Annotated in this window: 21 protein-coding genes and 2 pseudogenes; 16 read left to right on the top strand and 7 right to left on the bottom strand. The window is 68.8% G+C overall.

What is annotated here, in order from left to right; all coding sequences use genetic code 11:
• Positions 1-91: 91 nt before the first annotated feature.
• Positions 92-436: pseudogene (locus ABT063_RS46135) on the bottom strand (alpha-L-fucosidase); the annotation flags it as partial.
• Positions 437-1,242: 806 nt separating this feature from the next.
• Between ABT063_RS46135 and ABT063_RS46130 the strand changes: the two are divergent.
• Positions 1,243-1,377 (top strand): hypothetical protein, encoded by a 135-nt coding sequence (locus tag ABT063_RS46130; protein ID WP_351067170.1) that lies wholly within the window; start codon positions 1,243-1,245, stop codon positions 1,375-1,377.
• Positions 1,378-1,423: 46 nt separating this feature from the next.
• Positions 1,424-1,819, top strand: coding sequence for a nuclear transport factor 2 family protein (locus ABT063_RS46125; protein ID WP_351067168.1), 396 nt, complete (start codon positions 1,424-1,426; stop codon positions 1,817-1,819).
• Positions 1,820-1,916: 97 nt separating this feature from the next.
• Here the strand turns inward: ABT063_RS46125 and ABT063_RS46120 are convergent, their stop codons facing one another.
• From ABT063_RS46120 to ABT063_RS46110, 3 genes are all read right to left on the bottom strand, one after another.
• Positions 1,917-2,306 carry a winged helix-turn-helix transcriptional regulator gene (locus tag ABT063_RS46120; protein ID WP_351067166.1) on the bottom strand — a complete coding sequence of 130 codons (390 nt, stop codon included), beginning with the start codon at positions 2,304-2,306 and terminating at the stop codon, positions 1,917-1,919.
• A gap of 576 nt (positions 2,307-2,882) precedes the next feature.
• Positions 2,883-3,488: an MBL fold metallo-hydrolase gene (locus ABT063_RS46115; RefSeq protein WP_351067165.1), complete on the bottom strand. Its 606-nt coding sequence runs from the start codon at positions 3,486-3,488 to the stop codon at positions 2,883-2,885.
• A gap of 142 nt (positions 3,489-3,630) precedes the next feature.
• Positions 3,631-4,248 (bottom strand): CGNR zinc finger domain-containing protein, encoded by a 618-nt coding sequence (locus ABT063_RS46110; protein WP_351067164.1) that lies wholly within the window; start codon positions 4,246-4,248, stop codon positions 3,631-3,633.
• Between the two features lie 86 nt (positions 4,249-4,334).
• On the opposite strand from ABT063_RS46110, the gene ABT063_RS46105 reads away from it, so the two are divergent.
• From ABT063_RS46105 to ABT063_RS46095, 3 genes are all read left to right on the top strand, one after another.
• Positions 4,335-5,102, top strand: coding sequence for an MBL fold metallo-hydrolase (locus tag ABT063_RS46105; RefSeq protein WP_351067163.1), 768 nt, complete (start codon positions 4,335-4,337; stop codon positions 5,100-5,102).
• 104 nt (positions 5,103-5,206) lie between these two features.
• Positions 5,207-6,307, top strand: a complete 1,101-nt coding sequence (locus ABT063_RS46100; protein ID WP_351067161.1) for an LLM class flavin-dependent oxidoreductase — start codon at positions 5,207-5,209, stop codon at positions 6,305-6,307.
• A 121-nt stretch (positions 6,308-6,428) separates the two neighbouring features.
• Positions 6,429-7,754, top strand: coding sequence for an MFS transporter (locus tag ABT063_RS46095; RefSeq protein WP_351067160.1), 1,326 nt, complete (start codon positions 6,429-6,431; stop codon positions 7,752-7,754).
• A gap of 145 nt (positions 7,755-7,899) precedes the next feature.
• Here ABT063_RS46095 and ABT063_RS46090 read toward each other — a convergent pair whose 3' ends face one another.
• Positions 7,900-10,308: a right-handed parallel beta-helix repeat-containing protein gene (locus ABT063_RS46090; protein WP_351067158.1), complete on the bottom strand. Its 2,409-nt coding sequence runs from the start codon at positions 10,306-10,308 to the stop codon at positions 7,900-7,902.
• A 673-nt stretch (positions 10,309-10,981) separates the two neighbouring features.
• Between ABT063_RS46090 and ABT063_RS46085 the strand changes: the two are divergent.
• The 5 genes and pseudogenes from ABT063_RS46085 to ABT063_RS46065 form a co-directional block, all read left to right on the top strand.
• Positions 10,982-11,092: pseudogene (locus ABT063_RS46085) on the top strand (aldo/keto reductase); the annotation flags it as partial.
• Between the two features lie 404 nt (positions 11,093-11,496).
• Positions 11,497-12,720: a hypothetical protein gene (locus ABT063_RS46080; RefSeq protein ID WP_351067156.1), complete on the top strand. Its 1,224-nt coding sequence runs from the start codon at positions 11,497-11,499 to the stop codon at positions 12,718-12,720.
• 58 nt (positions 12,721-12,778) lie between these two features.
• Positions 12,779-14,038, top strand: coding sequence for an ABC transporter substrate-binding protein (locus ABT063_RS46075; protein ID WP_351067155.1), 1,260 nt, complete (start codon positions 12,779-12,781; stop codon positions 14,036-14,038).
• 2 nt (positions 14,039-14,040) lie between these two features.
• The gene (locus ABT063_RS46070) at positions 14,041-14,952 is read left to right on the top strand and encodes a carbohydrate ABC transporter permease (protein WP_351067153.1); all 912 of its coding nucleotides are present in this window, start codon (positions 14,041-14,043) and stop codon (positions 14,950-14,952) included.
• Positions 14,949-15,791 carry a carbohydrate ABC transporter permease gene (locus ABT063_RS46065; protein ID WP_351067152.1) on the top strand — a complete coding sequence of 281 codons (843 nt, stop codon included), beginning with the start codon at positions 14,949-14,951 and terminating at the stop codon, positions 15,789-15,791. Before ABT063_RS46070 ends, ABT063_RS46065 begins: the two co-directional genes overlap by 4 nt.
• 702 nt (positions 15,792-16,493) lie before the next feature.
• Here the strand turns inward: ABT063_RS46065 and ABT063_RS46060 are convergent.
• Both ABT063_RS46060 and ABT063_RS46055 read right to left on the bottom strand, forming a co-directional pair.
• Positions 16,494-19,652 carry a DUF1349 domain-containing protein gene (locus tag ABT063_RS46060; RefSeq protein ID WP_351067151.1) on the bottom strand — a complete coding sequence of 1,053 codons (3,159 nt, stop codon included), beginning with the start codon at positions 19,650-19,652 and terminating at the stop codon, positions 16,494-16,496.
• Between the two features lie 207 nt (positions 19,653-19,859).
• Positions 19,860-20,627: a FadR/GntR family transcriptional regulator gene (locus ABT063_RS46055; protein ID WP_351067149.1), complete on the bottom strand. Its 768-nt coding sequence runs from the start codon at positions 20,625-20,627 to the stop codon at positions 19,860-19,862.
• A gap of 127 nt (positions 20,628-20,754) precedes the next feature.
• On the opposite strand from ABT063_RS46055, the gene ABT063_RS46050 reads away from it, so the two are divergent.
• From ABT063_RS46050 to ABT063_RS46025, 6 genes are all read left to right on the top strand, one after another.
• The gene (locus ABT063_RS46050; protein WP_351067148.1) at positions 20,755-21,870 is read left to right on the top strand and encodes an enolase C-terminal domain-like protein; all 1,116 of its coding nucleotides are present in this window, start codon (positions 20,755-20,757) and stop codon (positions 21,868-21,870) included.
• Between the two features lie 94 nt (positions 21,871-21,964).
• Positions 21,965-23,329 (top strand): ABC transporter substrate-binding protein, encoded by a 1,365-nt coding sequence (locus tag ABT063_RS46045; RefSeq protein WP_351067146.1) that lies wholly within the window; start codon positions 21,965-21,967, stop codon positions 23,327-23,329.
• Positions 23,330-23,341: 12 nt separating this feature from the next.
• Positions 23,342-24,262: a carbohydrate ABC transporter permease gene (locus ABT063_RS46040; protein WP_351067145.1), complete on the top strand. Its 921-nt coding sequence runs from the start codon at positions 23,342-23,344 to the stop codon at positions 24,260-24,262.
• 134 nt (positions 24,263-24,396) lie between these two features.
• Positions 24,397-25,224, top strand: a complete 828-nt coding sequence (locus ABT063_RS46035) for a carbohydrate ABC transporter permease (RefSeq protein ID WP_502991026.1) — start codon at positions 24,397-24,399, stop codon at positions 25,222-25,224.
• Between the two features lie 128 nt (positions 25,225-25,352).
• Positions 25,353-25,691, top strand: a complete 339-nt coding sequence (locus ABT063_RS46030; RefSeq protein ID WP_351067144.1) for an L-rhamnose mutarotase — start codon at positions 25,353-25,355, stop codon at positions 25,689-25,691.
• A gap of 61 nt (positions 25,692-25,752) precedes the next feature.
• On the top strand, positions 25,753-26,604 hold the full coding sequence (locus tag ABT063_RS46025) for a fumarylacetoacetate hydrolase family protein (RefSeq protein WP_351067142.1): 852 nt from the start codon (positions 25,753-25,755) through the stop codon (positions 26,602-26,604).
• Positions 26,605-26,618: the final 14 nt, after the last annotated feature.

The following is a 26,618-nucleotide window of genomic DNA, read 5'->3' as shown; positions in this document are numbered from 1 at the left end:
AGTCCGCCGATGTCGAGCATGACGCAGTCCGGCTGCAGCTCCTTCACCAGGTTACGGATCCTCTGGTAGGAGACCGCCTGCTGCCCCATCTGCCAAAGGCGCTCGGCCACAGGGCGAAGCCGTCGTGGTGCTTGGTGGTCAGGATGCCGTAGCTCATCTTCGCGGCGACCGCCGCGTCGGCCCACTGCGCGCAGTTGACGCTCGGGGGAGCGAAGAGGGTGGGGCTCTGGTTGGGTTCGGCCCACTCCTGGTTCGTGAAGGTGCCCAGGCTGAAGTGGTTGAACATGCCGAACCGCATGTCGACCATCTTGCTCAGGTTGGTCTGTGTGTCCGCGGCGGCCGCCTGCGCCAGAAGGCCGGAGAAGCCGGGGACGATCGGCAGGGCGGTCGCGGCGGTCGCGGCACCCGCGGCGCCGAGAAACGTGCGGCGATTCATTCGTGATGAGGACATGGCCCACTCCTGTGGATCGATGGCATTGATTGCGGTGACGACGTCCCAGGCGCAGTCGACGTCGGCCTGGGTGCCGGGACATGCGCGGATGGTCAATGTGGCTGTGAAACGGCGCTTTGCTGGAACCTGCCGGCCAGGCGGGTGTCAAGCGGAAGGTGACCGCCCAAGGTTGGCCTCCAGGCCGTCGTGGGGTGGCTCAATCGGCTCGCGGGCAGGAGTGACCAGCCATCCTCGGACGGCGAGCAGGAAAGAGACCACCCGCACGGTGTGTGCTCCGCCGCAGTGACATCGGATCTATTAACGAGCTTCAGCGTGGAGTCTGTCCAGAGGATCGACAGAAACTCCGCGATCACAGCTGATGGCATGCTCAAGCCTTAGGGTCAGCTGCCGAGGTGCCGGATGCGGAAGTCCGATAGATCGGGTGAATGAGGGTGGCTGGGGCCCTGGTGAACGCGCCTCTGGACGCGCCCCCGCTGGGGTCCTGCTCCTGAGTAGCGAACTTGCGGGCGCGCCTGGCCCCGGCCGCGGTGCCACAAGTCCCTTTCACTCAGCGCTTGTTGCCGTCCACGTCTTCGCGAAAGCAGGTGGTCACGGCTTTGAGCGCCCTCCGGCCGGAAGGCGCCGTGAACAGCGGGCCGCGTAACTCCCGGGCACCATCGAAACGGGGAGTGATGTGCATCACATCACCCCATTGGTTACGTTGAGGTGACTGATTACCGATGGTGAGTATGGAGGTGCAACGGGAGAACTCGCCGAAGGAGAGGGGCCGACCATGGAATGGGGCCGCTCTCGTGCTCATGATCGGCGAGACGTTCGGCGGCGTGATGACGGTCGCGCAGTGCCTGGGGGCCGGTCTGCCGAAGACTGACCGCGCGTTGTCGATCCATCCCGAGTCGCGCTCGTCGCGCCTCGCATCCAATCTGTAACAGTAAGTCGTACTGCCTCCATGTCGGAGGCGTGAGGAGTGTTGTCATGGCCAGTAAGAACGTCGACATCGCGCGTGAGTACTTCCAGGCCGTTCAGAACGGTGACCTGCCCAAGGTGGGCGAGCTTCTGGACGAGGAGATCGTCTGGCACCAGCCGGGTGCCAACCGGTTCTCCGGTGAACACAAGGGGCGCGACGCCGTCTTCGCGATGCTCGGCGGGATGATGGAGGCCAGTCAGGGCTCCTTCGCCATCGACACGATCCACGCTCTCATGGGCAACGGCGACATGGTGGCCGCCTCGATCCACTTCGCCGGGCGGCGCGAGGACGCGTCCATGAGCATGGACGGCGTGGATGTCCTGCGCCTCAAGGACGGCAAGATCGTCGAGATGTGGCTGTTCTCCGGCGACCAGGCGGCCGAGGACGCCTTCTGGGGGCAGTAGGCCGCCCGCACCGCTGGGGATGCTGCCCCCTGGATGATGTCGTGCAGGCTGCTCCCGAACGCTTCATTCCCTACGCTTCATTCCCTTTGGCGCCCAGTCACGGTCGCTGGCGGGCGTCGTAGCTCTCGCGCGCCGCGAGTACCTCGGTGAAGTGTTCCTCGGCCCAGAGCGCCAGTGCCTGAAGCGGGGCATGCAGAGTGCGCCCCAGTGCGGTCAGTTCGTACTCGACCCGGGGCGGGACCTCGCCGTACACGTGCCGGGTGACGAGTCCGTCGCGTTCCAGGTCCCGGAGCGTCTCGGTGAGGACCTTGGCGCTGATGCCGTCGACGTCGGTGCGCAGGTCGCGGAAGCGCATGGGGCCTGCGCTGAGCGCGATGACCACCATGGCCGTCCACTTGTTGGCAATGCGGGCGAGTGAGGTGCGGGACGGGCAGGTCGCCGTCATGACATCGAAGGCCGGAAAATGTGGCACGTCACACGTCCTCATGGGTTGGGTCGAGGCGACTGTTACCGGCGGTAGGTGCAAGATCCGGCAGGCAGCATTTTTACCGAGGACGTCGTCTGGCGCCAGCCCGGTGCCCACCCCGTCTCCGGCAGCCACCGCGGTGGGGCGATGTGGGGCGACTCGGGAGGTGGGGGCCCCTCAGCGCGACACCGAGGGCCACGGTGTGAGCGCCGGCGAGCCGGGGCTTCCTGCACTGCGGCGGGGCAGGGACTTGCCGGCCGGCGGGCGCAGTTCAGCGCCCGACGCTCAACACATCTGTGGAGATGGCGAGTTGAGCGAGTGCTGTCCTCGGTAAGCCCCGCAGCATCGCCGTGTTGGCTGCCATCCGCCCCTCGGTTTCCTGTCCCTCTGGTATCACCCGGAACCTCGGTTCTGAACTTGTGGCGCGCTGCTTCTTGTACGGCACCCAGCCCATGTACGGGCTGGGTGCCGTACGTCATGTGCCGGTGGCGCGGTCGCGCAACCGGACAGCATGGCTTCTCCTCGAGATCGGAAAACCCAGATACCGGCCGCATTGCCCTACGGCGCACCAAAGCCGGTCTCGGGGGCCTCTGCGGGTCAGATGGGGGTGTTCTCGTCGGGGACGAAGGGGTCGCCGTGGCCGGGGACGACCAGGGTGGGCTTGAGGGCGAGGATCTTGCGGCGGGAGGCGCGCAGGCCCTCATGGTCGTCGGAGGTGGGGTCTTCGGCGGGGCCGTGGACGCTCCACCAGGCGTGGGTGAGGACGACGGTCCCTTCGGCGGTTTCCGTGACGGTGGAGATGTCCTGGGGGGTGTGGCCGGGTGTTTCGAGCAGGCGGATCGAGGGGGAGAGCCGGTACCCGTCGGCGGGCCGGTCGTACCAGAGGTCGTTGTGGTAGGCGGCCCAGATGTCGTGGGCGCGTGCGTGAGGGAAGAGGGCTGCGTTGAGGGTGTGGTCGGGGTGGTGGTGACTGAAGACCACGTCGGTCACCTGCTCGGGGCTGATTCCGGCGGTGGCGAGCGGGTCGAGGATGAGTTTGCGGTCCTCGACCATGCCGGGGTCGACGACGACGATCGTGTCGCCATCGCGCAGAAGGGAGACGGTCGAGGCGACGTGCCACGGCTTCTCGCGGCCGTCGCGGTGGGCGTTGCGCGTGTCGAGGCTGTCGTAGCCGGTGGTCAGCAGAGTGAATGTCGCCGTCATGTGAGGTGATGGTCCTTCGTTGATCGTGGGGAACGGCCGGATGGAGGGCGGGTGGGCCATCCATGCGGGGGGGCTTGAGGGTGTGCGAAGCCGCACCCGGGCGCGGGCCTCGTGAACCGTCGGCGGGGCGGGGCGGCCGAACTCAGTCGGCGGTGGTCTGGGTGCGGCGGGCGTAGGCGCGGGCGGCGCGGGCGCGGTCACCGCAGCGGACCGAGCACCAGTGGCGGCGTCCGGCGCGCAGCAGGTAGCGGTTGCAGGGGGAGGAGGGGCAGGCCGTCAGCCGTTCGGCGTCGGGCCCGGTGAGCAGGTCGGCGGCGTCGGCGGCGAGGATGCCGAGGGCCTGGTCGACGATCTGATCGATGGGGTGCGGGGCGGTGCGGTGCATGCCGCGGACGGAGTCCCATCCGAGCGGGGAGGCGGTGGGGACCCGGGTGAGGGCGTCATTGACGGCGGCTAGCGCGGTGGCGGGGGCGGGGTGCCCGCCGACCTGGGCGGCGAGCAGGGCGCGTACCTGTTCGCGCAGGGAGCGCAGGAGTGCCGCGCAGATCTCCTGCAGACCGGCGCCCGCGGGGGCCAGGTCGTGGTCGACCAGCCACTGGGTCGCGCCGGACGGGGTGCCCAGCGAGTCGAGGAACTGGCCGCCGGGCAGGGCGATGGCGCTGTTGGCGAGGTCGAGCGCGGGGTAGCGCTCGGCGCCCGGCGCCGGCGGCAGCCCGGGATCTACGGTGCCGGCGGTCGCGGCGGTATCGGTCTCACTCACGATTCTCACGGTACAGCTTGCTTTCATCCGTGACAAACGCCTATGGTCACGGATGTCAGCCAATCTATCCGTGAGGTGATTTCGTCATGGCAGCAATCGACGCGTCCAACGAGCAGGTCCCCGTCCGCGTCTTCGGCGGGCCCACCGCGCTCATCGAGTACGGCGGGCTGCGGTTCCTGACCGACCCGACCTTCGACGCCCCCGGCACCTACCCCTCGGGGCTGGCCAAGACCGCGCCCGCCTCCGCCACGCCCGCCGATCTGGGCCGCATCGACGTGGTGCTGCTGTCGCACGACGAGCACGACGACAACCTCGACGCCTCGGGCCGCACCCTGCTCGCCGATGTCCCTCTGACCCTGACCACGCCCAGCGGCGCGGACAGGCTGGGCGGCACCGCACGCCCCCTGAAGGACTGGGAGTCCATCGACCTGGACCGTCCCGGCGGCGGCACGGTCACCGTCACCGGCGTCCCGGCCCTGCACGGCCCCGGAGCGCGCGAGGACCTCGAACCGGTCGTCGGCGAGGTCGTAGGGTTCGTCCTGAGCGGTGACGGCCTGCCCACCCTCTACGTCAGCGGTGACAACGCCCAGCTCTCCCTGGTCCGCGAGATCGCCGACCGTTTCGGCCCGGTGGACACCGCTGTGCTGTTCGCCGGCGCAGTCCGCACCGATGTCCTGGATCGCGCGCTGCTCACCCTGGACAGCGCCCAGGCCGCCGAGGCCGCCCGCACCCTGGGCGCCCGGCGGATCGTGCCGGTCCACTTCGACAGCTGGGCCCACTTCACCGAGGGCCGCGAACAGCTCGTGGACGCCTTCACCACCGCCGGATTGATCGACCGCGTGGAACTCGCCTGACCCCGAATGCCCGGCCGCTGCGGTGCGCCACAAGCCCACCGCAGCGGCCCATTCCCCGGCCCGGCCACTTGCGCCCGGTCGGCGCACCGCACAAGGAATCCCCCGTGAACGACCCGATCAACGGCATAACCCGCGGATCTGCTCCCGCGCCCCTGTCCGTCCTCGACACCGCCCTGGCTGGCCGCGGCATCAGTGCCGCCGACGCCCTGTCCGGCAGCATCGCCCTGGCCGAACTCGCGGAGAGGCGCGGCTTCACCCGCTACTGGGTGACCGAACACCACTCCATGCCCGGCGTGTCCTCCTCCAGCCCCGCCGTTCTGCTGGCCCGGCTGACCGCCCACACCACGCGGCTGCGGCTCGGGGCGGGCGGAGTGATGCTGCCCAACCACCCCCCACTGATCGTCGCCGAGCAGTACGGCCTGCTCCAGGCCCTCGCGCCGGACCGGATCGACCTCGGACTGGGCCGCGCCCCGGGGACCAACCAGGCCACGGCCGCAGCTCTGCGCCGCGGCCGCTCGGACAACGACGCATTCCCGCAGCAGGTCATCGAGCTTCTGCACTTCCTCGACGACGACTTCCCCGAAGAACACCCCTACCGCGCGCTTGTCTACGCCGTGCCAGGACCCGGCCAGGACAGGGAGAACTGCCTTTCAACGACGACCGGACGCCCCTCGGTCTGGCTGCTGGGTTCCTCCGGATACTCCGCCCAACTCGCCGCCCACCTCGGCCTGCCCTTCGCCTTCGCCGCGCACTTCTCTCCCGATCACGTCGCCGCCGCGCTCCAGCTCTACCGCGACCGGTTCACCCCCTCAGCCGTCCTCGCCGAGCCGTACGCACTGGTCAGCTTCGCCGTCATGGCCGCCGACGACGAGCGCGAGGCCCTGCGCCAGACACGCAGCTACGCCCACAGCATGATGCGCATGCTCCACGGCAAGTCCTATCTCGTACCGACGCCCGACGAGGCCGCCTCCTACCCCTACACCGCCGCCGAGCAGCACGTTCTCGACCGCTGGACCAACAGCGTCCTGCACGGCACACCCGACCAGGTCACCGAGCACCTCAACCGCCTGCACGAGGCGGCCCGCCCCGACGAGATCATGATCGCCAGCGTGGGCCACAGCCCCCAGGCACTCCTGCACTCCACTCAACTCATCGCCGACGCTTACAACCTGCCCACCGCGCCGGTCCCCGCGTCCGCTTGCTGACAGGGCCCCCGCCACGCCCTCGGAGCGGTTCGCGCGGACCCGCCCGTCGCGCAGCGTCGGCCCAACCACGCCAGACGCCGCACACCTCGCCCACCACCGCTGGGCTCGTATCGGAGACACCATGCACAACACCGCGACCACTCCACCCGGCGGGCCGACAGGCGCCCGTTCGGCCACTCCTGCACCTTCTCGGCCTGAGACGCAAGAGCGCATCCTGGTCGTCCTGCTGGCGTCCCAGGTGCTCAGCGGCGTGGGACTCGCGGCCGGGGTCACCGTCGCCGCCCTGCTGGCTCAGGACATGCTCCACTCCACCACCCTGGCCGGGCTGCCCAGTGCCCTGCTCACCGCAGGCTCCGCCCTCGCCGCCGTCACGATCGGCCGCATCTCGCAGACCCGCGGGCGCCGCCCCGGCCTGGCCGCCGGCTACCTGGCGGGCGCGCTCGGCGGTGCCGGGGTCGTCGTCGCCGCCGCTCTCGACAGCCCCGCCCTGTTGTTCATCTCCCTCTTCCTCTACGGCGCCGGCACCGCCGCAAATCTCCAGGCCCGCTATGCCGGAGCCGACCTCGCCGACCCACGCCACCGCGCCCGCGCCCTGTCCACCGTCCTGGTCGCCACCACCCTGGGCGGCGTCGTCGGCCCCAACCTCACCGCCCCCGCCGGGCACCTCGCCGCCGCCCTCGAACTGCCCCCGCTGAGCGGCCTGTTCCTCATCTCCGGCGCCGCGTTCGCCCTGGCCGCACTGACCCTGCTGATCTGGCTCCGTCCCGACCCCCTCCTTCTCGCGCGCACCCTCCCCTCCGAGCCGGAGACGCCAGAGCGCACCTGCACTGGACCGGCCCCCGCCGTCCCGCAGCCCGTCACACACCGCCGCCCCAGCCTGCCCCTGGGGGTACTGGTGATGGTCCTCAGCCAGCTCGTCATGGTCGCGATCATGACGATGACCCCCGTGCACATGCACGACCACGGCCACAGCACCGCCGCCTCGGGCCTCGTCATAGCCCTGCACGTCGGCGCGATGTACCTGCCCTCACCCCTGACCGGCGCACTCACGGACCGCTACGGCCCCACCTCGATGGCCGCCGCCTCCGGCCTGACCCTGCTGGCCGCCGGCATCCTCGCCGCCACCGCACCGGCCGACTCCGTCCTCATGCTCACCCTCGCTCTCATCCTGCTCGGCATCGGATGGAACTTCGGCCTCGTCAGCGGCACCACCATCATCACCGACGCCGTCCCCCTGGCCACGCGAGCCAAGACCCAAGGCATGATCGACGTCGCCATCGCCATCGCCGGGGCCACCGGCGGAATGACCTCCGGGATCGTCGTCGCCGCAGTCGGCTACCCCCTCCTCGCCCTCACCGGCGCCGCCTTCGCACTTGCTCTCCTCCCCGCAGTCATCGTCACCGCCCAGAAGAAGCCGCCCCGCACACCTTCCTTGGAACGCCGGTGAGCCAGCGCCGAACCGTCAACCCGCAAGGTTGTCCTGCGGGAAGCGGCGGAGGCGTGAGCGCAGCGGGCCCGGTGCCCGGACGCCCTGACACGCGTGTGTCCCCGTGCGGAGGCCGGACGCCGCACGGGGACACAGCGTCATCACCTCATCGCGGGCCGATGCCCGCCAGGCTGACGTTGCTGTTCCACTCCTCCACCCACGCGGAGCCGAAGCCGTCCGTCTCGTTGAGGGAGGTGGTGTCCGCGTCGAACTGGCCCGTTTCCGGGGCGAAGGCGAAGTCCGCCGGGTCGTCGCCGGAGACGTTGTAGGAGTCCCAGTCCGGGTTGAAGGTCGCGATCGACGGGTCTTTGGTGTGGTAGAACTCGCCCGTGTTGATGCGCACCGAGCGAGTCAGCACGCTGTTCGAGGGCACGTAGAGCGAGTTGGGGTCCTTCCAGACGTAGGAAGAGGTGCACTCGTCGGTGCCCACCGCGGTGCAGGGCTCGCCGGCGGCGTCCACCGGCACGTACCAGTCCTTCAGGCTCGGGTACAGGTCCTCGTAGTGCTCGTACCAGCGCCGCACGTTCTGCTCGGTGTTGGTGAAGCCGCTGCCGTCGCCGACCTGCAGCATGTCGTTGAGGCGCTCGATGATCACCTTGGCGTTGGGGACCGGCAACTGCTTGTTGTGATGGTGGTACAACCAGTCGTGGCCCATCTTCTCGACGTCGAGGAAGACGTTGTCCGAGGCGACGTTGGCGCGGCCGGAGTTGAAGTACAGGGCGTCCTGGCCGGTGTCGAAGACGTTGTGGTGAATGATCATCCCCGACATGCCGTCGTCCATGTAGACGGCATGGGTGTCGTTCGCCCGGCCGATGTCGCGGAAGTAGTTGTAGGCGATCTCGTTGTTCAGGTACGTGAAGTCGCGCCCGGAGTAGATCGCGCCCATGTCGCCGGAGTCGGTCACGAGGTTCTCGAAGCGGTTGTGGACCACCCGCATGTCGTTGCCCATGATCTGGATCGCCATGTGCGGCGCGTCGTGCACGTGGTTGTGTCGGAAGGTGTTGCCGACGCCGTAGAGGTAACCGGCCGGCGTGTAGGTGGTGGCCTGCTTGGAGAACTCGTATATCTCGTTGTGGGCCACCAGGTTGTTGCCGCGCTCCAGCGTTTTGCGGTCGCCGCCGGCCAGGAACACCCCGCCGCTGCCGAGGTGGTGCAGCTCGCTGTTGATGACGCGGTTGTGGTGCCCGCCCCGGCTGGTTTTGTACTCGGTGACCGCCGTGATGGTGTCGGTGGCCTCGCCGATGGTTATCGCGTCCAGGCTCACGTTGCGGATCTCCACGTCGTCGACCGTGCAGAACTCGCAGTCAAGCATCCGTATGCCGTTGCTGGTCGAGCCGTTCATCCCCACCCCCTTGATGGTCACGTCGGTGACGTTCTCCAGCGTGAAGAAGGGCTGGTCGAGCGAGCTCAGGCTGATGTGTCTGCCTTCCACCGTCCCGCCGGGCGGGTAGTAGTAGAGGACGTCGTTCCCCTCGTAGCGGTCGATGTAGTACTCGCCCTCGGCGTCCAGCTCGCCGAGTATGTTCTGCGCGACCAGGGAGAGCGCATTGGCGGAGGCGCCGTACATCGACGGGTAGGCGGTGCGTATGTGCCAGCCGTCGGGCTCGCCCTCGTCGTTCAGGCCCTCCGGGCTGGTGGAGGCGATGCGCACCCGGTCGTCGGCCCAGTTGAAGCCGAAGTAGCCGGTCAGCCAGCCGTCCGTCTCGTAGGCGGTGTTGTCCACCTCGCCGCCGCCCGAGGGGTCGTAGGGAGGGGCCCACGAGGCGAACCGCTCGCGCACCCCCGAGCTCTGGACGCTGAAGGCCGGGCCGCGCAGCCGGAGCATCTCCTCGTACGGCAAGGTGGTGCCGTCCTCCGACTTGTCGGAGAAGTGGTCGCGCGCGCTCTCGCCTCGATCGCGCACGCTCAGCGCCCCCCGGCCGAGGGCGCCGCCGTTGGGGTACCGCGCCAGCGTCTGGACCACGTTGTCGGTCAGCAGTTGCGGCGGGTAGGGCTGCGGCTTCCAGTTGAAGCCGTTCTTGTTCATCTGACCGGTGAGGATGGACTCCGCCCCCAGGTCGTACACGTACACCTGGTCGGCCACCTCCTCCGGCACGCGTGAGCGGGAGGAGAACCGGGGGTCGTCCCCCGGGGCCCCGGCCAGCGGCACGAAGCGGTCGGTCGACAGCGTCGTCACGCCTGTGAACTCCACGTCCTCGCCCCGGTAGGCGGCGTACGTGACGTGGCTGTTCTCCTCGCCGGACAGCGCCACCGACTCCGACATCTCGTAGGTGCCCTCTCGAATCCAGACGCGCCCCTGGCGGCTCTTGCTGGTGCGGCCCGCCAGGGCGTCCCTGGCCTGCTCAACGGTGGCAAACGGGTCGCCGCGCGTGCCGGAGGCGTCCGCGCTGCCGTCGGCCGCCACGTACACCACGATCTCGGCATGCTTCTGGCCGCCCGCCGCGGCCACCGGCATCCCCGCCGTGGCCACGGCCACCGCCGCGGCGGCCAGGGCGCCGGTCAGTCTCTTGCGCATGTCTCCCGCCCTTCCTGAAACGACATACATCACACGTATGATCTTTTGGCTTCGGGGACCGTAGCGCTCCACTCCCCGTGAGGCAATGGACGCGAACGGGGTTCATAAGACGTCATTCGTATGATAATTTTCGGCTCCGCTGGCCGCCGCAGGCAAGGAGCGCATAGCGAATGAAGATCCCCGGATACCGCAGCAGCCTCCGGACGCTCCACCGGTGGGGCCGCCCCTTGGGGGACGGCAACGGCGTCGTCGCCATCGGCGTGACGGAGGTTCCGGTCCTCCTGGTGGAGACCGACTGCGGACTCACCGGCGTGAGCCTCGGCCCGCACGCGGACGTCGACCGCGCCTTCAAGAGCGACCACGGCGGGTCCGTCTTCGGTCCCATCGGCGTGTCGACATGGCGCTGCGGGACCTGGCGAAGCTTGTCGGGAAGCCGCTGTGGCGCACCCTCGGCGCCGCCGACCGCTTCGTGCCCAGACACGCCTCGGGGCTCGGCATCGCGCTGGACGACGACGCCCTGGTGGCGCTATGCCAGCGTCGGCCGAGCGCGGCTTCACCCGCGCAAAGATCAAGGGCGGACTGGGCGTCGATCGCGACGCAGTCCGCCTGGAGGCGGTCGCCGAGCTGCTGCGGCGCAACACGCGGTGGCCCGCGATGATGCTCGACGTCAACGATGGTCGGGGAGGCCGCCGGCGCGGTCGCCGCTGCCTGGGACGCCGGCGTGCGCTGCTTCGACACGGCACCGCACTACGGCCCGGTCCCGTCGGAACGCCGTCCGGGCGCCGCGCTCGCCGGCCGCCCCCGCGAGAAGTTCACCGTCCCCACCAAGGTCGGCTCCTGGTGCCCAGCCCCGAGACCAACGCCGCCCGCTACCGCGCCCGCCCGCCCGCGGCGCCGTGGGACGAACTCGCCACCTGCCACCTCATCCCCGGCGAAGGAGCCACCCGATGACCGACTCCGTCCCCACGGCCCCGAACGTCGCCACCCTGGCCCGCTGGCTCGGCAGCTGGGTCACCGGCGAGGGCGCGATCAACGGGTTCCACAACCACAGCGTGTGGGGCACCAACCCGGCCACCTTCCAGGACTTCACCAGCGGGCACGCCGCGTTCTCCGCGCCCCGCGCTGGGGGCGTACGCCCAGGCGCTGGCCGCTCATCCCGACGAGCGCGGGCTCGAACTGTGGCGCCGGATGATGCGCTACCAGGCGCACGCGCTGCAACCGGACGGCCAGTACCGGCACATCGGCTTCCAGGTCGGCGAGTCCGCCACCAACGGCCTGATCCACAACGCCGTCGGCAGCCTCGGCCTCCTCCTCGGCCTGCGCCACGCCGGCCACCTGCTGCCCGCCGACGAGACAACCCACGTGCTCGCGACGGTCCGGCGCAACCTCGACGCCTGCGAGAAATACGGCGGCGGACGCCCCGGCGAGCTCGGCACCTGCAACCAGGAATACGCCCGGGTGTGGGTGAAGCTGCTGTACACCGAGCTGTCCGGCGACCCCGCCTTCACCGACGAGATCCCCGAGGATCTCGACACCCTCATCGACCTGTTCCACCACCCGGGCGTGCCGGACGCCGACAGCGCGGGCGCGTTCCGCACCGTCACCGACCGCCACGACGGCGGCATCCTGGAACCCACCGAGTACTACGGGCTGATGACCGCGCCCCTGGTGCACGCCGCCCGCTGCTACGGCGTACGCCGTTACCTGGACGAGGCGCTGCGCCTGTGCCGCCACGTGGCCCGCTCCTGCTGGACCGACGGCGACGGCCTGACCCGCTTTCACCGCTACTGGTACATCACCCGCGACGGCCGTGCCCTGAAGACCGACACCCCCATGCTGATCGCCGGCATGGGCCTGACGCTGCACGGCATCGACGAGGCGCTCGCCGAACATCCCGACCCGGAGCTGGCGGACTTCGTCGCCCGCTGCCTGCGCACCTACGCCCGCCACCAGACGCCCGCCGGCTACTTCACCTCCGCGACCGGCTGGCACAACGAGGCGGACATCGCGCCCTCCACCGCCTGGCACGCACACGACCTGCTGTTCCTGACCTCTCACGGCCTCGGCCGGGCCGGGCTGCCCGACGGCTTCTGGGACACCGTCCTCACCCCCGACCACCGGCAGTCCGTGCTGGCCAGCGACCGTGCCTTCTACGCCGAGCACGGCCCGCACTGGTGCGTCCTCAGCCCGCTCACCGCAGGCGACCTGCATCTGTACGGCCGCAAGGACAGGGCCACCTTCGCCCGCGAGTTCTTCGCCTGGACCGACCGCGAGGAACTGCCCGCGGAACTCCGCTACCCGGACCCTCCGATGTTCTTCGTTTCAGGCGACGGCATCCATCGCGTCGACCCGAGCGACCGCCCCACCGAGGTGTCCGTCATCGGGCCACTGCCCTACAAGGGCACCCTCTGACGCCCGGCAAGGGACCCCCTCTCGCACCCACACGACGCTCAAAGATCTGGAGACAATGATGTCGACACTCAGACGGCGCACCGCGCTGGCAGCGGGCGCGAGCCTGCTGCTCCCACTCACCCTCACCGGATGCGGCGACAACTCCGCCGGCGGGGACGCGAAGAAGGTGCGCATGCTGGTGAACCTCACCGACAACCTCAACCAGGCGTACTGGGAGAAGCTGGTCAGCCCCTTCGAGAAGAGCACCGGCATCGACGTCGAGATCGAGGGCCCGACCGGGAAGTCGGTCGCCGAGACCTTCCCGCAGCAGCTGGCCGCGGGCACCGCCCCCGACGTGATCCAGTCGATCTACCCCGACGCCAACACCGCGCCCGAACTGCTGGACCTCTCCGACCTCGACTGGGTCGACGGCACACCGATGGTCGACACCTACTCCCTCGACGGCAAGCGCTACGTGGTCGGCGTCGGCTCCCAGGCACAGTCCCTGGTCTTCTACAACAAGACCGCCTTCGACAAGGCGGGCATCGACAAGACGCCCACCACCTGGAAGGAGTTCACCGCCGCCCTCGGGCGGCTCGACGACGCCGGCTACACGCCGATGCAGACTGCAGGGCAGTACATGACCGGCCTTCAGCTGCAGCAGCTTTTCCACCCCACACTCAACACCAGCCACCCGAAGTGGCAGACCGCCGTCACCAAGGAGGAGCTGAACATCGGCGACGCCTACCAGCCGATGTTCCGGCACTACGCCGACTGGCTCGAGGCCGGCTACATCGCCAAGGACGACGTGGGCCTCGACCCGTCCACGGCGGACGGCAACTTCGTCGCCGGCAAGGTCGGCGTCTACCCCAACGGCAGCTGGTTCCTGGCCAGCCTGGACGCCGCCGGGAAGCTGCCCTTCGAGGTCGGCGTCTTCTCGCCACCGGTGGACGACGGCCAGCCCTACCCGGGGCCGCAGGGCGCCACCATGGCCGACCCGTACATGATCTGGGAGGGCTCCGGCAACGTGGACGGGGCCAAGCAGCTGGTCAAGTACCTGGCGACCGACAAGACGGCGATCGAGACCCAGCTGCGCGCCGACGGCATCTTCCGCCAGGGCACCGACCTGGCGGACGCCTCGGAGTTGTCCGACGAGGTGCAGGCCATCGTCGACAAGGCGCCGGAACTGGTCTCGGTAGGCGAGGGCGCCGGTGACAACCGGCTGCCGGTCACGGGCTTCAACCCGAAGTTCACCGAGATCGTCCAGAGCCTGTACACCGGCCGGGCGCCCGGGCAGGCGGCCAATGCGATAGACCAGTGGGTAAGCGAGAACCGCTGACCATGGCATACAAAGCAATGGCGGGGCGGCGGGTATGGAGCCAGGCGGCGACGCGCACCGGCATGGTCGTCCCCGCTGTCATGATCTACGTCGGCCTGCTGGTGGTGCCCGTCGGCTACGCCGTCTACTACAGCCTGACCGACTACAACGGCTTCCCCAGCCAGACACCGGAGTTCACCGGCCTGGACAACTACCGCGAGGTGTTCACCTCCACGGACATCACCGCCGCGATGGTGGTCACCGGCATCGTCGCCGCGGCCGGAGCGGCGATCGTCAACGCGGCGGCCCTGGGCCTGGCGCTGCTGCTGCGGCAGACCAACCCGTTCAACACCTTCGGCCGCATCGTGATGTTCTACCCGCACGTGCTCAGCGCGCTGGTCGTGGGTTTCCTGTGGCAGGCGCTGCTCGGTCCGCAGGGTGTGGTCAACACGATGATGGAGAAGGCCGGGGCGTCGTCGCTGCCGTTCCTGTCGAACGAGACGTGGGCGCTGTGGACGATGATCTTCGTGATCGCCTGGGCCCTGTTCGGCGTGCAGCTCGTGATCTACCTCGCCGGTCTCCAGACGATCTCTCCCGACCTCGTCGAGGCCGCCAGGATCGACGGAGCCGGCAGATGGCAGGTCTTCCGCGCCGTGACCTGGCCCTCGCTCGCCCCCACGGTGACCGTGGCCATCATCACCTCCTGCCTCTCCCTGCTGAAGACGTACGACGTGGTCGTCTCCCTCACCGGAGGCGGCCCCGCCGGGTCCACCAAGACGCTGGCGTACAACATCCTGGCCGTGTCCTTCCCGGAGCGCCGCGTCGGGCTGGCCTCGGCCCAGGCGGTGGTGCTGGTCGTGGCCGCGGCCGTCCTGGCGTTCACCGTCCTGGCGCTGCGCCGCCGGGCCGAGGAAGGAGCGGAGTCGGTCGGATGAGAACCTCCCCACGGCTGGCGGGCGCGGCGCGCGTGACGTTCGTGTCGCTGCTGTCCCTGTTCATGCTGGCGCCGATGTACATCCTGGTCATCAACGCCTTCAAGGACCAGCAGGCCATTCTCACCAGCCCGTTCACCATCGACCTCGGCTCGGCGACCACGAGGTACCTGGCCGACGCCTGGAGCAACCCGGACTTCAGCGTGCCCTACGGCTACGCCGTCACGCTGCTGCTGGTGGCCGCCGTGAACGCGCTGTCCATCGGTGTGTGCACGTCGGCCGCCTACGTGCTGGCCCGCACGCCCACCCGGGTGTTCCGGCTGGTGCTGCTGTTCTTCGTGGCGGGCATGTTCGTGCCCACGCAGGTCATCCTCATCCCGGTGATCTTCGTGCTGCGCGGGCTGGGCCTCATGGGCACGCTGCCCGGCCTGATCCTGTTCCTCACGGCGACGACGATCCCGTTCACGCTGTTCGTGTTCGTCGGCTTCATCCGCATGCTGCCCCGGGCACTGGACGAAGCGGCGGCCATCGACGGCGCCGGCGTCCAGTACACCCTGTGGCGGATCATCTTCCCGCTGATGCGGCCGATCGTCGCGACCGTGTTCATCCTGAACGCGCTGAGCGTCTGGAACGACTTCGCCGGCCCCCAGGTCATCCTCGGCCCCGGCAGCGACGTCTACACGGTCACGACCGGTGTCTACGCGGCGGTCGGCGCCTACTCGGCCGACTACACGAAGGTGTTCCCCACCCTCTTGCTGGCGGTCATCCCCATCCTCGTCCTCTTCGTCGTGCTGCAACGCCATGTCATGAGCGGCCTGGCCGCGGGGTCGGTGAAGGGCTGACGGGGGTTCCAGGGCCGGCTCAGGGTCCAGGCGCCAGCGCGCGAGGACAGCGGCTCCCGCGCTCAGGGCTGAGGAGTTGCAGGGGCGCGGGCCGCCGCCCGGGCCGCCGCGGCCGAGCTCGACCAGCGCGCCGTCGCTCCAGCCCGCCCCGGCTACGGCTCCCGCTCGCAGCAGCCGGCGGCGCCCCGCGCGGGCGAGGGCATCGATGAGTTCTTCACCTCGCGGACGCCCTGCACCATGAGGCGAGCCGATCTTGCGGAAGCGCAGAGGAGGCAGCCGAGACAGGCAGGCCCTGACCGCGGACCCCGGCTCACACTTCGGGGGCTCGACCTCGCGGCGGCTTGATATCCACCCGTCTCGGTCCGGGCGTGATCCCGGACCGCGGAGACACGACGCGGGGCACCCGAGCACACTGCGCCCGCAGAACGCGAGTCCGGATCCAGGCTTCATCCTCAGCTGAGATTCTTGCTCACACCCACGCTCTGTGGGCCCGCCGCCCGTACCCGGGGCGGCCGACCGGCTCGTCGGCGCGGCCGTGAACACTCAGCGCGTTGCAGGGGTGGACGCGGCACCGTCGATGCCGCGTGCGCTTTGCCATGCCGCGCGCAGGTCGGCCCGGACATGACGGCGCTCCGTGTGCCGGTGCGGAGGCCGCGCCGGCACACGGAGCTCGTTTCGGAGATCGTGACCCGAACCGCTTCGTCAGCTGACGGAGAACTGGCTGAAGGTCGCGGTGCCGATGCTTCCGGCGTGGGCCGTGGAGAACATGCCCGCGTCCAGGGTGCTGTTCGCCCCGGTCAGTGTCGCGGTGCCGACAGTGGTCCAGGTGGTGCCGTCGGCGGAGTAGGAGCCGGTGACCGACGTGCCGTTCCTGACCAGGCGGAGCCAGACCGGGGCGACGGTGGCGCTTCCGGTCTTGATCGTGTTGGTGTCGAGGTAGCCGTCACCGTTGGAGTCCGACGACAGGGCGATTCCGTTGCCGGGGGTGGTGGCGAGGACGAGGTAGCCGGTGGACGAGCCGGCGGAGGCGATGTCGTTTCGCAGCATCAGGCCGGCTTTGGCCCAGCTGTTGGTCTCGTCCTGACTGGCGACGCGGACGGTGACGGTTGAGGACGTTCCGGCGGCCCCCGACCGGTAGGCGGCGGAGTACTCGTCGTCGTATGCCGTGCCGGAGCGCCATATATCGATGCCCGCGCTGGTCAGGGAGGTCACCCCGCCGCTTTGGCTGACGGCGGCCGGGATCGAACTGTATGCCTTGTAGGGAGAGGTGACGACGCGCAGGTTGCTGAAGGTCGCGCTGCCGGCGGTGGTGCTGTGGGCTGTGTGGATGACACCGGCGTCCTGGGTGGTCGCCATGGAGGGCAGGGTCACCGTCGAGCCGACCTGAGTGAAGGTGGATCCGTCGGTGGAGTAGGAGGCGGACACCTGGGTGGCAGTGCGGGTGAGGCGTACCCAGACCGGTGCCTTGACGGTGGCGGCCGTGTTGGTGAGCTGGTCGAGGTAGCCGTCGGCGTCGGAGTCCCGCTGGAAGCTGACGCCCTTCTTCGGGGTCACCACCACAGCCGCGTATCCGGCGGAGGCGCCGTCGTCCGTGAGGTCGTTGCGCAGGACGACGCCGGCCTTGGCCCAGTCGTTGGTGTTGTCCAGGTTGTCGACCCGGGCGGTCACCGATGTGCCGTTGACAGCTGCACCTTTTCGGAAGACGGTGCCGTACTCGTCGTCGTGCTGTCCGCCGGCACCCCAGATGTCCTCGCCCGCGTCGGTGATGGTGAAGTAGCCGCCGTTCTGGCCGGTGTTGGCGGGGGTGGACGAGTAGGCGCTGTAGGGGGAGCTGACGGGGTCGGTGGTCAGCGGACGGTACTGGGGCTGGATACCGGCGTTGTTCATGACCGTCTTGGCGGCTGCCGGCCAGTTGCCGTTGCTGACGACGACGGTACCGCTCACCACGTTACCGCGGCCGTCGGTGTTGCTGATGATCGAGGAACTGTTGCTCGTCCAGTTGTCGGTCAGGGTCAGGGCACCGGTGTTGTTGACCGAGGTGCTGTTCTGTTGGGCCCATCTGCCGGTGTTGCGGAAGACGTTGTTGGTGTCCGTGAAGTTCCGGGAGCCCTCGTCGTGGTAGAAGCCGAACCAACCGTTGTTGCTGTGGCAGTAGTTGCGTTCGAAGGTGCTGCCCGGTGACGCCGACAAGGTGTACATGCAGCCGCCGTCGGTCATCTGCTGCATGAGGTCGTGGATGTAGTTGTCGGTGACGTGGTTGTTCGCGGCGGTGGTCGTTGTCGTGTAGGTGGGCTGGTAGTTGTACAGGCCCCGGTTGACGTAGTCCTGGCTGCCGCCGATGTCGTTGACGCCCCAGCCGTAGCCGATGGTGAGTCCGGAGTAGGGCAGGTTGTACACCTCGTTGTGCGAGACGGTCGCGCCGTTCACGTAGGTGACGAGGATGGCCGACATGTCGCGGTATTCCAGCGCCACGTCGTGGATGAGGTTGTTGTTCAATGTGATGTTCCGGTTGGTCATCCGGCTGTCACTGGGGTGGTGTGCGTCTGCCTGAATGCCGCCGACGACGATGCCGCCGCCCGCGTCCTGGGTGAAGACGTTGCCCGTCGCGGTGATGGTGTCGGCGCCGAGTCCCACGCCGGTGGTGTGGGCGTTGGCGTCGTTGCCGATACCGAGGCCGTTCTGGCCGAGCTGGGTGAACCGGTTACCGGTGAAGGTGATGTGGTCGGCGGCCGAGACCTGGACGGCGGAGGGCATCTGGTCCCAGTGAGGACGTGTCGCCTCGAAGAGCCGGCAGCCGCTCTGACACGAGGTCAGTGCGTCCGACGGGCGGTCCCAGGTACCGGAGAGGTACGCGCCGGTCTGCTGGCTGGCGTAGCCGTGGACGGTGGGGTCCAGCCAACTGGTGCCCGAGAACTGCAGCCCTGAGAAGGCGATGTGGGTGGCGGGGGAGGAGTACGTCCCTCCGACGCCGATGAGTGACTCCAGCTTCGGCACTTCGACGTCGGCCTCACTCATGTCCTGCCCGGCGAGCGGTTTGTAGTACAGGGTGCCGGTAGCGGTGTCGAGGTACCACTCGCCGGCCGTGTCGAGGAATTCGTAGGCGTTCTCGATGTAGAGGGGGCCGGCGTGGAAGGGACTCGTCAGGGTGTCGTAGCCGAACGTGTTGTTGTCCCACGAGGGCTGGGACATGGTGATGGTGCCGCTGCTGATGCCGGTCACCGGGGCATAGCGGTCGGTGAAGGATCCGATGCCGTGGATTTCGGTACGGCCGGGCTGCGCGAGGCTGTTGAGGTAGCTCAGCGAGCTGTGGGTGAAGGTGTAGCCGCTGGTGGTCGCGGTCAGGTGGGAGCGGGGGACCGAGGAGCGTGCCCTGGTGGCCAGGACGCCGTCGACGAACAGATGGCGCGTGTCGAAGCCGGTGCCGACGTTGCTCTTCCAGATGTTCTTGGCCGAGTCCTGCACGGTCCAGCCGGTGGCCTTCTGCGCTCCGGTGATGACGGGACGGGCGCCCAGCGCGGCCCTCCAGTTCACCGTGTGGCCGCCTGTGCCGGAGTCTGCCGAGGTGAAGGCGAGTGGCGAGGAGAGCCGGTAGGTGCCGTCGGCGAGCTCGACGGTGATGTCACCCGTCATGGCGCCGTTGCTCGCCCGCACCTGGGCCTTGGCCTGGGTGAGGGAGCACGGCTGGCTCGTGGAGCAGGCGGTGCCGGAGCCGTTCGGTGCGGCGTGGAGCGTCGTGCCGGCCGCGTGGGCGGGGCCGGCCTGGGTGAGGACTGCCGCGGTCGAGGCAGTGAGGACGGCGGCTGTGGCCAGCCATGATCGGAGACGGTCAGGAACCGCGGGACGTATGCGGGTTGTTCGCATGTGACACCTTCCGGGAGGTTCAGGGCCCGCGGTGCTCCTGGCGGGCGCGGGAGAGCCCAGCGGCAAGAGGGGGAAGGGGTAAGAGCGATGCAACATTAGACGTCATATGAATTTCGTCAATAGGTCGCGCGTAACCGGCTCGGCTGGACCTGGACATGCGAACGCCCCCGGCCTGCTTGGCTCGGGGGCGAGTCGGGGGGAGTGCTCTCAGGAGGCGGGCGAGCCGACGTTCGGTGAGCGGCGGCGGCTCCAGGCGGTCTGGATGTGTGCCGCCATGGCCTGCGCCGCCCCGTCGGAGTCGCGGGCCAGCAGCCGCTCGGCGACCGCGCGGTGCTCCTCGTTGGCCCGCTCGCAGGCGGTCGCGTCCGGAGTGCCGTTGTACAGGAACGTCGTGCGCGCCTGGGCGTGGAGGATCCGGATGATGGAACGGCCGAGCCTGTTGTGGGATGCCTGCATGATCCGGTCGTGGAAGGCCACATCGGTCTCGATGAAGCGTGCCGGGACGGTGGTCTCCTCGTCGAGCCGGGCGAGCAGCCGCTCGACGGCTCGCAGATCGTCGTCGGTGGCCAGCTCCGCGGCCTGGGCCGTCATCTGGGCTTCCAGCGTCGACCGGATGTCGACCAGTTGGTCGAGAACGACGAGCTGGTCGTCATGCTGGACGGTCGCGGCGAGCACGACGGGATCGAGGAGGTTCCATTCCTCGGGCGAGGTGACGGTGGTGCCGTAGCCCTGCCGGGCCAGGACCAGCCCCTTGGCCTCCAGGGACTTGACCGCCTCGCGGACGGTGATGCGGCTGACGCCGAACGTCTCGCAGAGCTCGGGTTCGACCGGGAGGGTCGATCCTGGAGGAATGGCGCCCGACACGATCGTGTCGGTGAGGCTCTCCATGACGGCCTGCGCCAGTCGGGCCGGACGCTTGGGCCAGGGCTTGAGAACGGGAGCCTCTCCTGTCGTGCCGGTGCTGTCCTTGGCCATGGGGTCCCCCTTGCTGATGCGGATGGCGGTGAGTCTACTGCGTGGGACTTCTTGACAGCATTCGTATGACGACTTACGTTACACGAAAATTTCGCAGCAGTACTTCCCGCTACAAGGGGTGCAAGCCGTGCGCATTGCCGAAGTCGAGTGCCATCCCGTCCGGGTGCCGGGAGCCAGTCCGCCCTTCGTCTGGCGGGACGGACTCCTGGGCAGCCCGTCCGAGGGCGAGGCCGCGGTGCTGCGCATCCGCACGGACGAAGGGGTCGAGGGGGTGGCGATGTCCCCCCGGCGTGGCAGCGGTGTCATCCTGGCCGACCTGCTGAACCGCGTACTGCGCAAGGAGCTGGTGGGGCAGGATCCCCTGCAGCGGGAATGGCTCTGGCACCGCATGTGGGAGCTGGACCGCACGGAGGAGCTACCGCTCTACCTGCTGGGTCTGGTCGACACCGCGCTGTGGGACCTGGCCGGACGACTCGCCGACCGGCCCACCTGGCAGATGCTCGGCGGTTACCGCACCTCGATACCCGCCTACGCCTCCACCGTCACCTACTCCTCGGTCGAGGAGTACCTGGACATCGCCGACCAGGCCCTGGAGCTCGGCTACCCGGCCATCAAGCTCCACGCCTGGGGTGACGCCCGCCGCGACGCCCGCCTGTCGGTGGCGTTGCGCGAGCATGTGGGGGACGACATCCCGCTGATGTTCGACGGGTCGGCGGGCTTCGACCTCCCCGACGCGATCCATCTCGGGCGTGCTCTCTCGGACGCCGGCTACCTCTGGTACGAGGAGCCGATGAGGGAGTTCAGTGTCACCGCGTACAAGCGCCTCGCCGGCGCGGTGGCCGTTCCCCTCCTCGTGGCCGAGACCTCCGACGGGGCGCACATGAACTCGGCCGATTTCATCCAGGCCGGCGCCGCCACCTTCGGAGTCCGCGCCTCCACCCAACTGCGCGGCGGCTTCACCGGCGCGATGCGCACCGCCCACCTCGCCGACGCCTACCGGCTGCGCGCCGAGGTGCACGGGCCGGAGATCCCCAACCGGCACCTGTGCATGGCCATCTCGAACACCACCTACTACGAGTCGCTGGTCATGGGCAATCCCATCAGCCGTGAGAGCGGCATCGACGCCCACGGCCTCGTTCATGCCCCCACCGGTCCGGGCGTCGCCCTTCCGGCGGGCTTGGACTACCCTCCCGCTCTTCAGGCATTTATCGACAAGGAGACCGTCACCCCGCCCCGGGCCTGATGACCGGAGCCCCAGGCCCGACTGCCTGTCCCGAAGACCCCGAACGCGGCGTCTCTCACCGCTGTGCGCCCTTTCCCAAGATCTGAGGTCAGTCATGAACGACGACGTTCCGGTTTCCTCCCGCCGCCAGCTCAGACACACGGCCGCCGCCGCCCTGAGCGCCGTCTCCCTGCTCGCGCTCGCTGCCTGCGGCAGCGCGGACCCCACACCGACGACGGCTTCCTCCCACGACGTCTTCAAACCTGTCGCGCAGAAGGAAGGCAGCGAGATCACGGTCTGGGCGGACGCCGCCCGTGTGCCCGGCGTGCAGGCGTACCAGAAGGCGCACCCGGACGTGAAGATGAAGATCGTCACGTACAGCGGCAACGCCAACGGAGCCACTGACCTGCAGACCAAGGTGCAGCTGTTCGACCGCACCGGCAGCGGCTGGCCCGACGTCGCCTTCAGTGCCAACGTCAACGACGCCAGCTGGGCATCCCAGGGCAAGACCCCCTATGCCGCGCCCGTCAACCAGGGCGTGGTCTCCCAGTCCACGCTCAAGGGTTTCGCCGACGGCGCGCTCGACCCCTGCACCGTCAACGGGGACACCTACTGCCTGCGCAACGACCTGGCGCAGAACGTGCTCTGGTACAACAAGAAGCTCATGGACAAGTTCGGGTACTCCGTCCCGACCACCTGGGAGGAGTACCAGGCACTCGGCGAGAAGGTCGCCAAGGAGCACCCCGGCTACCTGGTCGGAACCGCCGGGGACGCCTGGAGCCCCGAGGTGTACTTCTGGGCGAGCCAGTGCCCTGCCAGCACGGCGACCGGCGCCAAGAAGGTCAAGGTCGACCTGCAGGATTCCAAGTGCACCCGGATGGCCAAGCTGCTCGACAGCCTGATAGCCAAGGGCTCGGTCTCCAAGGACACCGTCTTCAGCGCCGGCTTCATCAAGAGCAAGGCGAGCAAGGTCCTCATGCTCCCCGGTCCTTCCTGGTACGGCCAGGTGCTCTTCAACTCCACCTTCAAGATCCCCAAGGGGCAGATCGCCGCCGCCTCACCGCTGAAGTTCGAGGGCGACGCCAAGAACTACACCGGCAACGTCGGCGGCGGACTGTGGTTCGTCTCCTCCCACAGCAAGAACCTCAAGGCGGCTTCCGACCTGGTGACCTGGATGGCGACCTCCAACGCCTACCAGGCCACCGCAGGCACGTATCCCGCGTACAAGGAGGCAGCCGTCGCCTGGCTCGCCGGCCAGCAGAGGACCGGCTACTTCGCCGAGGACGTCAGCCCGGTCTTCCAGGAGGCGGCGGAACTGATCTGGCCCGGCTGGTCCGCCACCCAGTACAGCCAGGAAGCGATCTACTCCTCCACCGTGATCCCGGCCCTGAACTCCGGAAAGACCCTCACCGACACCTTGGACACCTGGGAGACGGCCATCACCGACAAGGCCAAGTCCCTCGGATACACCGTCAACTAGCGAAGCGGACCGATGACCACCCACCTCGCAAGGGAGCGGAGCGGTCGCCGCGGCGGCCGCTCCGCCCGCAACCCGGTCGGACGCGCCGGTTACGTCTTCGTCTCCGGCTATGTCCTCCTCCTGCTCGCCTTCGGCGTCCTGCCCACCGGTTACGCGGTGTGGCTGTCGCTGTCCAACTCCCGCAACCAGCTCGTTGGGATCGGCAACTTCACCCGGACGTTCACCGACTACCGCTTCGGTCCGGCCTTCCTCCACATCGGTCTGTACCTGGTGGTGTGGCTGGCCAGCCTGATGATTCTGGTGGTGCTGCTCTCCCTGATGCTGCACGGCCGCATGCGCAGGGCCTCCACCAGCCTGCGGTTCCTGTTCTACCTGCCGGGTGCCCTCGCCGGGGTGGCGAGCGTAGTGCTCTTCCTGATCCTCCTCGACCCGGCGGCCAGTCCGGTCGGCTGGCTGCTGAAGGGCTTCGGCTGGAACACCCTGGCCCAGGTCAACGCCCCCGGTCACCTGCCGGTGCTCTTCACCGTCATCGCCTTCTGGACGGGGGCCGGCGGCTGGATCGTGGTCATGTACGGCGCGCTCAACAGCATCCCCGACGAGATCCTGGAGGCGGCCCGCATCGATGGCGCCAGTACGCTCCAGATCGCCCTGCGCATCCAGATCCCGATGATCACCAAGTGGATCGCGTACATGCTGATCCTGGCCTTCGCGGCCGGCACCCAGCTCTTCGTCGAGCCACAACTGGTCTCCCTCGCCAGCTGGGGCATGATTCCCGACAGCTGGTCACCGAACCAGCTCTCCTACCAGTACGCCTTCCAGGCAGGCGACTTCAACGGCGCGGCGGCGCTCTCCGTCGATCTCCTCATCCTGGGGCTCGCCTGCGCGGCGCTCGTCGTCTTCCGTACCGGCCTGTTCGACAGGGACGAAGGATGACCACGGCCCCCACGACCACAGCCCGCCGAACCCCGCCGCCCCGTACCGCCGGCGCCCACACCAGCCCGAGGAAGCCCATGCGCCAAAAGCGCCGCCCAAGGTCACTGGCCGCCCGGCTGGCCTGGCTCATCGTCATGGGCCTGTCCGTGCTGTTCTTCTGTGTGCCGGTGGTGTGGCTCCTGCTGGCCCCGACCAAGACCGACAGCCAGATCGTGCGGGACAACCCGTTCTCCTTCGGCTCTCTCGGCGCGGTCGCCGACACCTGGCACCACCTCTACGCGTTCCAGGACGGCGTCATCCTCACCTGGCTGCTGAACTCGGCCCTCTACACGTTCGGCGCGCTGGCCCTGACCCTGGTGACGTCGATCCCCGCCGGATACGCGCTGGCTCTCACCCAGTTCATCGGGCGGCGGATGCTGCTGACCGTCACCATGCTCGTGATGCTCATGCCGACGGCCGCGATGGTGCTGCCCTTGTACCTGGGGATGAACGCCGTGCACCTGGACGGCACGATCTGGTCGGTCATCCTGCCCTTCTCCTTCTTCCCGTTCGGGGTCTACCTCACCTACATCTACTTCTCCTCCAACATCCCCTCCGACCTGCTGGCCGCGGCGCGCATCGACGGCTGCTCGGAGTGGCAGGTCTTCCGTCTCATCGCCATGCCGCTGGCCAAGCCCGTGATCGCCCTGGTCGGTTTCTTCAACTTCGTCGGCAACTGGAACAACTTCTTCCTGCCGTTCGTGATGCTGCCCGACAGCTCCCAGTATCCGGCGCAGGTGGGGCTGAACAACCTGCTCGCCGCCTCGCCCCTGTTCAACACCGCCGGCGGCGCGGGCAACCAGATCATGCGGCCCGAACTGGCTCTGGCCACCCTGGTGACCATCGTCCCTGTTCTGATCGTGTTCCTCTTCTCCCAACGCGCTCTCGTGTCCGGCATGCTCGCCGGCGCGACAAAGGAGTGATGCGGCAGCCGCAACCTCGGCGCCGCCGTATTGAACCGGCATTCCCTGATACCGGCGTCGTGCCAGGCCCCACGCGGTGCGGACGGCCACGCCAGTGCGTCACCAGGCAGGCCCATGGAAGGACCCCGATGAAACGGGTTGCCCAGACGATCCGCCTGCGGCCTGAGCACCGTCACGCGTATCTGCGCCTGCACTCCGCCGTCTGGCCGGGCGTCGAAGCCGCGCTGCGGGCCGCGAACATCCGCAACTACAGCATCTTTCTGCGCGAGGACACGCTGTTCGGCTACTTCGAGTACCACGGCGACGACTTCGAGGCAGACATGGCGGCGATCGGCGCCGACGCGGCCACCCAGGCCTGGTGGAAGCTCACCGGCCCCTGCCAGGAGCCCTGGGCCGATACCGGCGCCGGGGGCAGCTGGTCGGACCTGACCGAGATCTGGCATCTGAGTGAGTCCGGCACACCCTGACGGTCGTTCCCCCGCCCCTCGCCCGAGCCACCTGACAATCATCCATGGCAAGGAAGGCCCAGTGAAGCTTCTACGAGTCGGCGCGCCCGGCAATGAGCGGCCCGCCGTTCGCACGGGGGAGGGCCGGCTGCTTGATCTGTCCTCCATCACCTCCGACATCGACGGCGCCTTCCTCGCCTCTGAAGGTGTCGACCGGGCCCGGGCGGCCGTCGCGGCGGGCAGTCTGCCCGAACTGGACCCGGATGGTCTGCGGATCGGAGCACCCGTAGCCCGTCCCGGCAAGATCGTCTGCGTCGGTCTGAACTACCGCGACCACGCCGCCGAGACCGGCGCCGCGATCCCACCCCGCCCGGTGGTCTTCATGAAGGACCCGGGCACGGTCGTCGGCCCGCACGACGAGGTGCTGATCCCCCGAGGCTCGGTCAAGACCGACTGGGAGGTCGAGCTGGCGGTCGTCATCGGACGGCGGGCCCGCTACCTCGACGGACCCGAGGCCGCGCGGGCCGTGATCGCCGGCTATGCGATCAGCCATGACGTCTCGGAGCGCGAGTTCCAGCTGGAGTACTCCCCGCAGTGGGACCTGGGCAAGTCCTGCGAGACCTTCAACCCGCTCGGCCCGTGGCTGGTGACCGCCGACGAGGCCGGCGATCCGCAGGACCTCGCGCTGCACCTGAGTGTCAACGGCGTGAAGCGGCAGGACGGCCACACCAGCGACATGATCTTCCCGGTCGGCCACATCGTGTCGTACCTGAGTCAGTACATGGTCCTTGAGCCGGGCGACGTGATCAACACCGGTACTCCTGCGGGCGTGGCCCTCGGCCTTCCCGGCGCCCCCTACCTGCGCCCCGGCGACACCGTCGAGCTCGCCGTCGACGGCCTCGGCGCCCAGCGCCAGACCTTCGCCCAAGCGTGAAAGGCACCCCTTTG

Origin of the sequence: Streptomyces sp. NPDC002838, assembly GCF_040295365.1 — a bacterium.
Taxonomy (GTDB): Bacteria; Actinomycetota; Actinomycetes; order Streptomycetales; family Streptomycetaceae; genus Streptomyces.
The sequence above is the reverse complement of the archived record's forward strand: the minus strand, read 5'-3'. Positions and strand labels throughout refer to the sequence as shown.